The organism is Cupriavidus pampae, assembly GCF_914271485.1.
In the GTDB taxonomy this organism is placed as follows: domain Bacteria; phylum Pseudomonadota; class Gammaproteobacteria; order Burkholderiales; family Burkholderiaceae; genus Cupriavidus; species Cupriavidus pampae.
In genome coordinates this window covers 81,080-93,691 of record NZ_CAJZAG010000015.1, presented here as the reverse complement: position 1 = coordinate 93,691, position 12,612 = coordinate 81,080, and the positions used below count along the sequence as shown (strand labels likewise).

Sequence of the window (12,612 nt, the reverse complement as noted above, 5' to 3'; positions counted from 1 at the left end):
ACCCGTCCGGGGCGCACTCTGTCATTTCTCAGGAGTGCAACTTGATCCTCTATCACGCCGGTCCGGACTGGCTCTTCGTTGAGGAGACGTTTATCAATCGCTCGGCCATGGCCAAACGCCTGTCTGTGGAGCATGGCTTCACGCAGTGCATGATGTATGAGCCGTTCGGCGCCGGTCGCGGTGCCGTGATCGCCAAGCGCGATCACATGCTGGTGATGGCGCTCGGCGAGGCGGGTGGAAGCACCTATTTCGCCGTGGCGCCGTCCAAGGAGCTGCAGGACCTGATCTGGTCGTTCATTAACGGCCTGGCTTCCCAGTGGAGCCAGCTGGAACTCCGTGCCCTCACGGGCCTGGAGGAATGGAGTGCCGTGATGAAGATGGCCGCCGCGCAGTTTGCCGCAGCGCGTCGCTCTCTGGAGCGCGCTATTGTGGGCAAGCCCGAGCGCGATGCCCCAGTCGCCTCAGAGATGCCCACGTTCGACGAGAACGTGATGGAGGTGCCTTCGGAGTACATGCACTCGTTCACTGGTACGGAGGTGTCCGAATGCGCCCACTGAAGTTGACGTTGGCCGGGTTTCACGGCATCCGGGATGGTATGCATCGGGAGAGCGTTACGGTCGATTTGACGACGCTGCCGCGTGGCCTGATCGCTCTTGTCGGCCCCAACGGGGCGGGCAAGACCACGATCATGGACAACCTGCATCCGTATCCGATCATGCCGAGTCACGCGAGCAAGATGTCCGCCGACGCGTTCTCCTACTGGGACCATCTCTGCGCTCCGCGCGCTGAGAAGGATCTGGAATGGGAGCACGGCGGCAAGACCTATCGCTCTGCTTTTGCTTTCCGCAACCCTGGCAAGAGCCGCAAGGCCGAGTACTACCTGTTCGAGAAGAGCACCGCTGGCGGGTGGTCGCCCGTTCAACTGGCCGATGGCACGCTGTCGGACGGCAAGGCGGATACCTACAACTATTGTCTCGAGGCGGTCCTTGGATCGCCCGAAGCGTTCTTCACCAGCGTGTTTTCTGCGCAGAACCGGCGCCCGCTTGCGAGCTATCAGGCTGGCGAGATCAAGAAGCTGCTCGCCGAATTGCTGGGGATCGAGCATCTGCGTGACCTGTCCGCGAAAGCAGGTGAGGTTGCAAAGGTGCTCGGTCGCTCGCTGGATACGGTGCAGCGCGATGTGCTGGCGCTTACGGGCAAACGCGATCGCAAGGTCGTTGTTGCCCGCGAGATCTGGCAGTTGGGTGATTGCCTAGATATTGAGCATGCGGCGAGTGTCGAGGAAGTTGCCGCCGGCGCCAAGCTGCTGCAGGAGCGCGCCACACTTGCCGCGAAGCGGGAAGCTAATGCCGGTGTCGAGGCGCGATTGCGTGAACTGGGCCAGCGCAAAGTTGAATTGGACCAGCGCGCGGCATTGCTTGCCAGCGATGAGACGACGGCAGTCGGACGGACTACGGCGCGTCGCCGTGATATCGACCGTCAGGTAGCAAGCCACCGCGCGGTATTGGCGGAGGCGGCCGCAGTTGAGGCTGCTGCCGGCGAGCGGGATGCCATGCAAATGGTCATCGGCCAGAAACAGGCAGAAGCCGTGAGCCAGCAGGCTATCGTTGCGAAGCTCGATGCGGTGAACGTGCAGCACGCCGCGCTGAGTTCGGAGCTCAAGGGACTGGAGCAGCGCGGTGCGTCCGCATCGCAGTTGCATAAGTCTCTGAAGCTGCAGGCTGACGTGATCGAGACCGTGCCATGTCGCGCTGACCCGATGCACGCCACCTGCCCGTTGCTTGCTCAGGCTCGCACGGCCCAAACAGGCCTTGGTCAGCAGATGATTGCCGTTGAAGCGCTCCGCTCGAGCTACCGCGAGAAGCAGGCACAAATCGCGTCGATGCAGTCAGAACTTGCCGAGCTCACCGGCGCGCGCAATGACCTTGCCGCGTTGCAGTCCGGACTCTCGCGCGACCAGCAGTCGTTGCAGCGACTGACGGCTTTGGCCGCCAGGAAGCCACTGCTGGATACCGCGCGTGAAGCGTTGACGCAGGCTGAACGGGATCTCGCTGCACTGGCTGAAGAGGACTCGGCCCGTATTGACCGCCACAAGCGGGATATTGCGGATGTGCACGCGCAACTCGAAGCGGTACGTCGGGAACTGGCCACGCTGGCCACCGAAGACGTGACAGGCAAGCTGGCCCAGATGGACCGCCAGATTGCAGCGAGCCGGGAGGCTGTCGCGGCGATCGCGGGCCGGATCGAAGCACTGATCCGGCAGGAGAGCACCCTTGTAGTCGAGCGCGAGCGCCTGGACACCGAGCTCGCCGGCTTGCCGGCGGCAGAGGCCAAGGCCGAAGCACTGTCCGACGAGATCGCGCGATGGAAGCTTCTTGCGAAGGGGCTGGGCAACGATGGCGTGATCGCGTTGTCCATCGATGATGCGGGCCCGGCCATCACGCAGATCGTCAATGACCTGCTGCTGGCTTGCTACGGACCGCGGTTCACCACTGCGATCCACACGCAGACGGAGCTTGCCAATGGTGATAAGCGTGAAGGCTTCGCTATCAACGTGATCGATGCCGACAACGACAGCATGAAGGACTTCGCTGTGATGTCAGGAGGCCAGAAGGTTTGGATCAACGAGTGTCTGACGCGCGGAATTGCCCTCTACCGGGGCCAGGACGCGCAGCAGCCTTTCCGGACGCTGTTCACTGACGAGGCTGACGGTCCGCTGGATCCGGAGCGCAAGCGTGCCTTCATGAAGATGAAGCGCGAAGTGTTGCGGCTGGGCGGATACGAACGGGAGTTCTTCATCTCTCAGACGCCCGATCTGGTCGACGAGGCCGATGCCGTGATCGATGTTATAGCGCTGGCGCAGTCGTAGACCGCCAGCGGCGTTATCAACCGTGCCCGCTTGCCGAAAGGGAAGCGGGCATTTTTTTCCAGCTCACTTCTACCATCGGCCGCCGATCCAGGCGCGGCGCCTGGCTCTCCGTCCTTCCAGCGTACTTGCCACGACAGTTCTGTGGCCGCGCAAATTCCTGTCAACGCCTTTCACCCTCGTTAGAGGGTGGTGGACATTCCTTTTCTCCTATGAAACGTATCAACTATCCGTCTCCCTTTGATCTCAGCCCTGAACAAAGCGCTTTCGTTGGCCGCGCGATTGACCGTGGTCAGACGTTCATCAAGCGAGCTATCGCGGAGCGGCGCATCCCGCCTACAGCAGCCAGCCTCATTTCCGTTCGTGAACACATCACGCTTGCGGAAATAACGGCGATCCTCGGTGAAGTTGCCGAGATCTCTTTGATCTTCCCGAAAGCGGAAGGCAACGCGACGGAGGCATTCACCGAGGCCGTGCGGCGTGCGATGGATGCCCTGGACGAGTGGTTATCGAACTTCGAGGATCGTAATGCGCAACTGATCGAGGATCTCGTCGACGAAACGCTGAATTCGGCCTGTCGGTATATCCAGACTCAGCTTGGCGTTCTTGACGGCGATGCTGCAGGGGCTTTCTTCGGAGGCGAAGAGCGTAACGTGCTGCGTCGCTATGTCGTCATCGAACTCCGCGCTCTCAAAGCGCAAGACAAGAAGATGGGTGCGCCAATCGGCGGACTCGACTGACTGTGCCTTGCATAGGACCTCTCCTTCTACACAGCCCCGGCGTCGCAAGACGGCCGGGGCTTTTACTTTGCACATAAGAAGCTACGCCGGATGACCTTTGCCGCTAACCAACCTGAAGGGGGTAAACCGCCCCTGAGCTGTCGTTCGACCAGACGCCCCGCGGCGACCGCTTTCGCAAGGTACATCCGCCGCTCGCCCCAGCAAGTTGATCGGCGAACAAGCACGAGTGTCCAAAGCGCATCGTCGGCCTCAGCTCGAAAGGTACGCCTTTACCAGATCGAAGAAAGCAACGCGACGCTCGTGCGCGAATCAGGCTGCATTGGCTCATCGGCACTCGTTCAATCTGTGGAATGTGATGCCGCAGATGGAAGAAGTGGGGGGAAGAGACAGGAGCGATAGTGGTCAATGAAGCCTTCTGTTCGTGCCAACGAAGTAATCCTCCGCAGCTTGGCTTATGCGCGTATGCTCGAAGTGAGGAGGACGTCCATCATGTCTGAGAACAATGCAGTTTATAAGGGGTTTCGTGTGTCAGCGAAGGTGCGTCAGGCAACCGTCGCGGATAACGGTCGAGGTGTCGCTCGCGAGCGCTTCCTTGCTACGGTCACAATTACACAAGTCAGCACAGGCATGGGATCGCGCCGACTTCTGCCACCAACGATTGAAGAATGTGCGAGCGCTCCGCATGCGGCTATAACGCTAGCGCTATCATCGGCTCATGAAGCAATAGACGGCATGTCGACCTTCGTCAAAACGAGGTAGGCGAGGGTGACGTCGGGCACGGATTTTATCGAGCCTGTTTAGGCTGCAAAGGGATAGACCATGGGCGGGATTCGCTCATTATCGTCCCGGGGCCATCGATATCCTTGATGGTCTCCATGAAATTTTCCACGATCGCGCATCGCAGGACGTCTCCCCGTGCCGGAAGCACCGGCAATGCTCGACGCGATGAGCCCGGCCGTACAGGACTCCGCGGTGGCCAACGCCAAACGAGAACTCGCCGGCGGGAATGCCCTGCCGCACCAATCTGCGGCCAAACTCATTCCGAAGAATTCTCGGCCCCATGCCCTCGCCCGCGTGCCCGATCGCTTCAAACGTCGGCAGAACGATTTCTCCTCCCGATCTGAGTGCGCTCGGCTCCCTGCCTTTCCGGCGTCCTTGCGGTTGGATGTTTCGTCTCGTGATCGCGCGCCCCGTGCTTGTGTAACCGGTTACGCGTCGCCCGCGACGCTGCGGGATCGTGCTCGGATTCGACTGGTGGGTTCGATGACGTCTGCATGCCGAATCGTGTTGGGGGGCCATTGCATTCGGCTTTGATACTAAAGGCGGGCGCACCTCCGCCGTTACATCGTATTGGAATGCCACATTTAGAGATACCCAATGCGAATCAACGTCCCTGTCACGCAGCACGAGTACGAGCTTTCCGAAAATGCAACGCTGATGTCCACCACCGATACAGCAAGCCTGATCCGATACGCCAACTCCGCGTTCATCGAGGCCAGTGGATTCGATCGGGACGAGGTCGAGAACGAGCCGCACAACGTCATACGCCATCCCGATATGCCAAAGGAGGCGTTCTCGGACATGTGGGCGACGCTTAAGAAGGGCGAACCATGGACCGCGTTGGTCAAGAATCGGCGCAAGGATGGAGATCACTACTGGGTAAGAGCGAACGCTATGCCTGTAGTGCGAAATGGGGTCACCACCGGCTATATGTCAGTGCGAACCAATGCGACTCGCGATGAAATTGCCCAAGCGGAGAAACTTTATCGGGATTTCAGAGAGGGTAATGCACGCGGCCAGGAATTCTTCAAAGGATTGGTAGTACGTACCGGCTGGATGGCGTGGCGCTCGGCGTTGAAACGAATGTCGGTAAGAGGCCGTCTCAGGATGGGATTGGCTGGCATGGTGGCAGCAACGGTCGGCGCCGTGTCATCAGTGGGCCTGCCATTGCAGGTTGCAGCGGGGCTCGCGGCATGGGTGACGTTGGCCGCGGGGATGGCCGCGTGGTGGCTGGAATGGCAGATTGCCAAGCCAATTGAATCGATGAAAGCTCAGGCATTGCGTGTCGCGTCCGGTGACAGTCGGGAGATAGCGCATCTTGATCGCGTGGACGAAATCGGTATCACATTGCGAACCATTGGTCAGCTGGGTCTCATGTTTCGATGGCTTGTTGATGATGTGAGCGAACAGGTTGTAGGCTTGGAAGGATCGGTCGAAGCTATTGCGCGCGGTACTGGTGATATTCACGAACGCACAGCCTCGACAGCCGCCAGCGTGGAGCAGACGGCTAGCGCAATGGTGGAGATCACGGCAACTGTTGCAAGCAACGCTCAGACGGCGCAGGAAGCGAATCGCCTCGCCGACGCAGCGACGGCGGCAGCCATCACAGGTGGCCAAGCGATGTCCGAGGTTGTTGCGACCATGGACGCAATTTCCGACAGTTCCTCCAAGATTGGAGGGTTCGTCGGCATGATCGATACGATCGCGTTCCAGACCAATATTCTCGCTCTGAATGCGGCTGTTGAATCCGCTCGCGCCGGCGAAGCTGGTCGCGGCTTCGCCGTAGTGGCGAGCGAAGTGCGCGCGCTGGCGCAGCGCAGCGCGAGCGCGGCAAAGGAAATTAAATCATTGATCGCCGAGAGCGCCGGTAAGGTGGAATCAGGGGCGAAGTTGGTTACCGATACTGGAGACACCATGCGCAGCATGGTAGATCAGGTCAAGCGTGTATCGGAGATGATCTCAAGCATTAGTCTCGCCAACGCGGAGCAGGCCGATGGAGTAGCCCACATAGGGAACGAAGTCGCGCAGCTGGACAGATTCACGCAGGAAAATGCGGAACTTGTCCGGACAGGCGCTGCATCGTCCGAAGCATTGCGGGCGCAAGCAGCCCGGCTCGTAGAGGCTGTGCAGGTATTCAGATGAAGGCGGTGCCCAACTTCGGCGGCATTGGACCGGCGACAAAACCTAGTCGCGGCATCCTTACATGAGCGGTGAAGCGCGGAGCCGCGTTGGCAGGAAGGGAGCTACTCGCAACGGCGTTGCCGCAGCAGCTCCGAATTCAGCATGATGGGCGCGACCCTCTCTCATCCCACGTGGCCCCGCGCGGGGCATCCTGAGTCGTCGTTATTTCTACGGGCATCCGGCCCACATTATTGGCCGACGATCGACCCAAGGCCGAGTCCGTTCGAGTTGTCCGGTCGATTGCGGCAACGTGACTTCGCGCCAGAAACCCTCTGCAAACTGCATGCCGATCGGCAAACCGGTCGCCGAATGCGTTTCAAGCGGAACGGACATTGCAGGGACCCCCGCGACGTTGAAAGAGGGGTGAACGGCGATGTCGAAACACGCGCCGCATCCATTCGAGACCGTTCGTAGATTCTGCTCCAGCGCCGTAGGCACCGATAGCGGGTGGCATCTGCGGCAGAGTGGGCGTGGGCAACAAGTCGATATCCTGAAACCATCCCCGATCGCGTGACTAGGTTGCGTATCGTTAGCGCCGCGGCAAACGCGAATGCTGTCTCTTCCTTGCTGTGGTCGAGAACTACCGCCACGCCCTCAACTACAGAGAAGCGTTAAAGGATATGAAGGCCGGCGCCCTTCACTTTTTTCGCGGCCGTTCCGGGATCAGGACATGCTCGATGTTGTACCTAGCGCTTTGACAAGCGACAACGTGCGGCTGGCTTCTGAGAAAGAAACTGCGGGGGGAAAGTCATGACGAGAATGGGCGTACACAATTTCGCAGATCTCGTAAGAGGGATGCAGTTGCTGGAGTTGGCGACCCAGTCACCCGACTTCATCCATCGCATGCAAACATTCGGTGACTCTGCGGCATCGAGAGGCAATGCACAGTCGGCTTGAGAATGCACCCAATCCGGCGGCAAGGCGCCGCCGGGCGATCGTGCGCTTGAGGTCGATCGATGTCGGGGCGACTGGGTCCAGTCCGGCGGAATCTGGCGCAATGCGACTTGTGTTGAAGTTGTCCAAGCGGAACAACTCGATCGGGATTTCCGGGGATTACACCACGCCGACCGTCGCTGCCACGATGCCAGCCAATCCTATCCTGAGACGGCCTCTTACCGACATTCCGAATGAGAACTAAATCAGCGCGTCAATCGCCTGCAATCGGCCCTGGAAGCACAGACGCGGTTCGCTTGGCGACCGCCGTTCGTGAGCGACATCGTCACGCAGACGCCAGGCACGTATGGCATGTGCCTGGCTCATGTCGTTCGGCGAAAGGCTGGGTCACGATTTCGCCAAGGAGAGCGCTCCCTGTGCGGCGGGCGCCGTGCGTGTGATAAGGCTGCCAGCGATGAAGAGCAGGAGCGCCAGTGGCAGAGTGACGAGCGCCGGCGGATCCAGCGAGACGGGGGGAGCCGGGCCTGGTCTCTTGGAAACCCTCGAGAGATCGCCCCCCACTTGCCCGTATCTTGTCGCATCCGATAGAGGGGGAGCTCCAAATTCAGTGGCCGCGGCTGAGGTCCATCAGCATGCGCGTGCTCAGGTAAAGGCGACGCGGGATCGCATCGATCAGCACGTATTCCGCCGATGAGGTGTGATAACCGAAGCCGGGCAGGCCCATGCTCTCCACGACCGGCTTTCCTGACAGCGCCGCGTAAGCGGCATCCGTGCCGCCACCGGTGCGGGTATCGGATACCGTCAGCGTATAGCCCAGTTCCTGATAGATCGCTGCCGCCTTGTTGGCGAGGAACTTGCCGCCATCGTTGGCGTTAAATACCGGGCGTCCAGGCGTGACGCTGACCTCGACCGTGGCAGCCGCAAGGCGCTTGCGTTGCGCCCGCTCGGACAGCATCGACTGGATTGCGTCGAGGTCTTCGTTGCGCCCATAGCGGACGTCGGCGTTCAGCGTCGCGGAATCGGGAATCGCATTCGATGCGCTGCCCGCTTTGGCCAGCGTCCAGTTGAAGCGCATCTCCTTGGCCTTGTTGTCGATGTCCTGCGTGCGCAGGATCAGATCCGCCGCTTCCGTCAGGGCGTTGACGCCGAGTTCGGGGGCGACGCCGGCGTGCGCCGCCTTGCCGGTGATCTTGGCTTCGACGTAAGCAATGCCCGAGGTGGCCAGGCCGATGCCCTCCGTTTCGCCGCTGGGCTCATGAGAAATGACATAGTCGGCCCCAGCGGCCAGCTGTTGAATGAGATCGCGCGAACCGAAGGAGCCCTTCTCTTCGTCGGTGTTGAACATGACGATGATCTCGCCATAATCGCTGAAGCCTCGCGCCTTGAGAATGGCGAGCGAATTGAGGATGACCGCGATGCCGCCCTTGTCGTCCGCGATACCCGGTCCGTAGGCGCGATTGCCGTCAACGCGGAACGGTGCCTTCGCGAGATAGCCGCGCGGGTACACCGTGTCCATATGCGCGATCATCAGGATCTTGACCGTGCCCGTGCCCTTGAACCGTCCGACGATGTTCTCGCCGACGACACCGGCAGCAGCCTGCTGGCGACTGACCGTGGCACCGAGTCCCGCCAGCTGCTGGGCGAGATAGTCGGCCATTTGCGGCATGCCGACCGGGTCGCCCGTACCGGTTTCGATGTTGACCAACTGCTCCAGCATCTGCATGACGGCCGGTTGCTGCGCTCTGGAGGCGCTGTCGAGTGAGCTGTCGTAGGTGGGGCTGGCAGCATTGCTATCGGAACAACCGGACGAGACTGCCGTGGCGGCTGCCAGGGCCAGCGCGCACAGAACCAAACGTTTCATGACTTCTCCTCTTGATGAATACGGGGTGTCTGCAAGCGATCGACCAGCAAGCGCGGATGCCTCGCATGCGTTGCTGTCGGCGACAAGTGCGCGGTAGTATCTCGCTCGCGTTTCATGCGTTGTAACGCCGTTGATACAAAGACGTCATGCTATGAAATTAACTAGCGGGCGAGTACGCACAAATCCGGATGTGGATAACGATGCGTTATAGCGTCGCCGGCGCGTGATCGTCGCCCCTACCTAGAGCCATATAGACATGAAGTTGCACCATTTGCGGGCTCTCACCGCCATTGCCGAACAAGGCAGCATCAATGCGGCCGCGCGCATGCTGTGCGTGAGTCAGCCGGCCGTCACGCGTACCATGCGCGAGCTGGAATCCGAAGTCGGCGTGTCATTGATCACGCGCAACTCGTGGGGGGTATCGATTACCGACGAGGGCCGCAGACTGCTGACGCGCGCGCGTTTGATCGTGCATGAGTTCGAGCGCGCCGAGGCCGATATGGCGGAGTTGCGCGGCGTGGTGGGCGGACAATTGCGCATCGGTGTGTCGCCGCTAGCTGGGGCGACGCTGATTGCGGAGGCGTTCGTGCCGTTTCGCTCGGCTATGCCCGAGGTGGCCGTCGAGTTCCGCGAGTGGAATCTGCCGAAGCTGCTCGACAACCTTCGCAATAGCCGCCTGGACTTCGCACTGGCGGCCATACCGGGCGCACCGCCGGCCGACGCCTTCGTGACCTGCGAGCCGCTGTTGTCGTTTCCGACCGCCTTCGCGACGCGCCGTGGCAGCCGTCATGCCGGTGCGACCACCTTCGCCGAGCTGCAGGACGCCGAATGGCTGCACGCCGATGCGACGGAACAGTTTCCGCGCTATCTTGAAGCGGTGTTCGCACGCTATGACCTGCCGCCACCCCGCCGCATCACGCGTTGCACCTCAAACCTGCTGACGAGCAAGCTGCTGCTCAACGTCGACACCGTGATGGCGCTGACGCGGCACGTGCTGATTCTCGACCCCGACTCTCAGCTGGTCCAATTGAATCTGCCGGAAAACCCGCCCACGCTGCAGATGGCTTTGCTGCAACGTGAAGGCGCGATCCTGAGCGCACCGTCCGACTATTTCATCCACTGCGTTCGGCAAGCCGCGTCCCTGCACCGCGACGCGTCGCTGCCGGCGTGATGGCTGTCACCTGCCTTATCAAGCGCCAGGCGGCTGCGACGGGAGTGGTGTATGCCCCAAGCTCGGGAGATTGGTAGAGAGGCGCCACGAATAACGCGGGTACCGATAGAACGAGCCGTGATTAGCATACGGATACAGGATCCGTTGTGCGTAGGGCTTGGCCTGCTGCATCGTGTATGAGTTCACCCTTGGTGCGACGATGTCGTTGTGGCCCTGCACGATGACATAAACACAAAGAAATCTAATAGCTATCAGTTACTAGCGCTGCGTCATTTATCGCTGAGGGCGTCAACCCGGTTGCCTTGATAATTTTGCCATTCGGCGGCGCCGCCAGATACTGGATGAACGCCCTGGCTGCGGGGCGATGCGTGCTCCCTTTCACGATAGCGGCCGCGTATGGTGTGATCCGCTGAAGTTCGTCCGGCAGTTCGGCGACGATGTCGATACCATGTACCGGCTGCAGTTCACTGTGCTGTTGGCATCCGAATGCAGCTTCGCCTTTTGCCAGTATCTCTCCGACGGGCGTTGCCGGGATCTGCTTGCCTTTCTTTTTCACTTCAGTCTCGATGCCTAGACGAGCCAGTAGCTCGCCTTGAATATACTCGCCGCTTGCACTATCGGACCATGCAATGGAGGGCGCGTCGAGAAAAGCCTGACGCACGGATGCAGCGGTGTGCAAGTCGGGATGGGGCTTGCCGGCGGGCACAGCACAGGCAATCTTCGAATTGGCGAGAATAACTTTGCTGCCGGGCTCTAGCTTGCCGCTATCCATGAGCTGATCTAGCGCGCTATCAACCATGATGACAACGTCGATGGGTTCCTGACGCGCCAAACGGGCTGGGATTGCGTTGTCAGTCTTGCCCATAGACGGCCCGAAGGTGAGGGTAACGGGAGCAGAAGGGTTTTCTTTGTTGTAGTGACTTGTAAGCTGCTTGGACGCCTCAGCGAACCCTCCAGACGTGACGGCAAGAAGCTCGCTTGCGTGTCCGAGGGTGGGCAGGAGCAGTGCGAGTGCGGTGATCGTGGTGCCGGCGATGCCGGCGATACGGGGATGGTTCGGAAGGGATGTGAGGATTCGTTTCATCTCAACTCTAAGGTGGTTTTAGGCGAATCTATACTCGCCGGCTCCCATCAGTCTTCTTTCATATTGGCCGCGCGCGCGATCGGGCCGAGGCGAGCTTTTTCGCCTGATAGGAACTTGGTAAAGTCGGCCCGCGTCCCACCTACCGGCTGGATCCCTTGCGGAATCAATCTGGCGCGCAGCTCCGGTGATTTGATAGCGGTGTCGATGGCCTGGTTCATCTTCTCTAGAATCGCGTCAGGGGTACCGCGCGGGGCGAAGACGCCGGACCAGTGACCGATAAATATGCCGGGATAGCCAAGTTCAGTGGCGGTGGGCACATCCGGCATCGCGGCAATGCGCGTATTCCAGGTGGAGGCGATCGCTCGCAGCTTGCCGCCCTTAATCTGTGGCAACACCACGACGCTGGCCTCTGACGTCGCGTCTACCTGTTTCCCGACAACGGCGACCATGCCCTCCGAACCGCTCTTGTAGGGAATGATCTCAAGCTTCGCGCCGGTCGCCAGCTTCAACATCTCCGCGACGAAGTGTGGCGTGCTGCCAGTACCCGCCGTGGCGAAATTTAAGCTCTTTCCGCCTTTGCCGCTGGCAACTAGGCTCTTGAGATCCTTGATTGGGGAGTCGGCGGGCACCACGATGACCGATGGGCTGACGGCCAGCATGGCGACGGGGACCAAGTCCTCCTCTTTGTAAGGCAGGTTGGCCTTGATCATTGCATTGGTGAGCACGCCGGCCGCCGGAGCGAGGAACGTATAGCCGTCCGGAGCGGACTTGGCCACATAGTCGGCACCCAATACCGAGCCGGCGCCGGGCCTATTCTCGACGATGATGGGTTGACCAAGTTGCTTCGATGCGGCCTCGGCCACAGCGCGGGCAACTAGATCGTTGGCGCCGCCCGGACCAAAGGGTACAACGAACTTCACCGGCTTTGCGGGCCAGCCTTCAGCCAAGGCGTTCAGGGTGCAGGCACTCAGGGCAAGGGCGAGCGCGAGTTGGCGAACGATGAGTTTCAAGATTGTCTCCAGCTAGTCTATTTGT

Annotated in this window: 8 protein-coding genes; 5 read left to right on the top strand and 3 right to left on the bottom strand. The window is 60.5% G+C overall.

The window, feature by feature from the left end; translation table 11 throughout:
- Positions 1 to 41 precede the first annotated feature (41 nt).
- From LDO41_RS30480 to LDO41_RS30465, 4 genes are all read left to right on the top strand, one after another.
- The gene (locus LDO41_RS30480) at positions 42 to 557 is read left to right on the top strand and encodes a hypothetical protein (RefSeq protein WP_223995074.1); all 516 of its coding nucleotides are present in this window, start codon (positions 42 to 44) and stop codon (positions 555 to 557) included.
- Positions 545 to 2,869, top strand: coding sequence for a sbcc family protein (locus LDO41_RS30475; RefSeq protein ID WP_223995072.1), 2,325 nt, complete (start codon positions 545 to 547; stop codon positions 2,867 to 2,869). The genes LDO41_RS30480 and LDO41_RS30475 overlap by 13 nt, the downstream gene beginning before the upstream one ends.
- 209 nt (positions 2,870 to 3,078) lie before the next feature.
- Entirely contained in the window at positions 3,079 to 3,606 is a 528-nt protein-coding gene (locus LDO41_RS30470; RefSeq protein WP_223995070.1) for a hypothetical protein, read from the top strand.
- Positions 3,607 to 4,983: 1,377 nt separating this feature from the next.
- Positions 4,984 to 6,528: a methyl-accepting chemotaxis protein gene (locus LDO41_RS30465; RefSeq protein WP_223995068.1), complete on the top strand. Its 1,545-nt coding sequence runs from the start codon at positions 4,984 to 4,986 to the stop codon at positions 6,526 to 6,528.
- Positions 6,529 to 8,065: 1,537 nt separating this feature from the next.
- On the opposite strand, the gene LDO41_RS30455 is transcribed toward LDO41_RS30465, so the two are convergent.
- On the bottom strand, positions 8,066 to 9,322 hold the full coding sequence (locus tag LDO41_RS30455) for a glutamate carboxypeptidase (RefSeq protein ID WP_223995064.1): 1,257 nt from the start codon (positions 9,320 to 9,322) through the stop codon (positions 8,066 to 8,068).
- Positions 9,323 to 9,578: 256 nt separating this feature from the next.
- Between LDO41_RS30455 and LDO41_RS30450 the strand changes: the two genes are divergently transcribed.
- Complete coding sequence (locus LDO41_RS30450) at positions 9,579 to 10,493, top strand: LysR family transcriptional regulator (RefSeq protein WP_223995062.1); 915 nt, start codon at positions 9,579 to 9,581, stop codon at positions 10,491 to 10,493.
- A 241-nt stretch (positions 10,494 to 10,734) separates the two neighbouring features.
- Here LDO41_RS30450 and LDO41_RS30445 read toward each other — a convergent pair whose 3' ends face one another.
- Positions 10,735 to 11,577, bottom strand: a complete 843-nt coding sequence (locus LDO41_RS30445; protein WP_223995060.1) for a substrate-binding domain-containing protein — start codon at positions 11,575 to 11,577, stop codon at positions 10,735 to 10,737.
- Positions 11,578 to 11,624: 47 nt separating this feature from the next.
- Entirely contained in the window at positions 11,625 to 12,578 is a 954-nt protein-coding gene (locus tag LDO41_RS30440; protein ID WP_377745175.1) for a tripartite tricarboxylate transporter substrate binding protein, read from the bottom strand.
- Positions 12,579 to 12,612 lie beyond the last annotated feature (34 nt).

Coding starts and splice junctions, on each gene's coding strand:
- LDO41_RS30475 (WP_223995072.1), top strand. CDS start 545: ATGCGCCCACTGAAGTTGACGTTGGCCGGGTTTCACGGCATCCGGGAT.
- LDO41_RS30470 (WP_223995070.1), top strand. CDS start 3,079: ATGAAACGTATCAACTATCCGTCTCCCTTTGATCTCAGCCCTGAACAA.
- LDO41_RS30465 (WP_223995068.1), top strand. CDS start 4,984: ATGCGAATCAACGTCCCTGTCACGCAGCACGAGTACGAGCTTTCCGAA.
- LDO41_RS30455 (WP_223995064.1), bottom strand. CDS start 9,322: ATGAAACGTTTGGTTCTGTGCGCGCTGGCCCTGGCAGCCGCCACGGCA.
- LDO41_RS30450 (WP_223995062.1), top strand. CDS start 9,579: ATGAAGTTGCACCATTTGCGGGCTCTCACCGCCATTGCCGAACAAGGC.
- LDO41_RS30445 (WP_223995060.1), bottom strand. CDS start 11,577: ATGAAACGAATCCTCACATCCCTTCCGAACCATCCCCGTATCGCCGGC.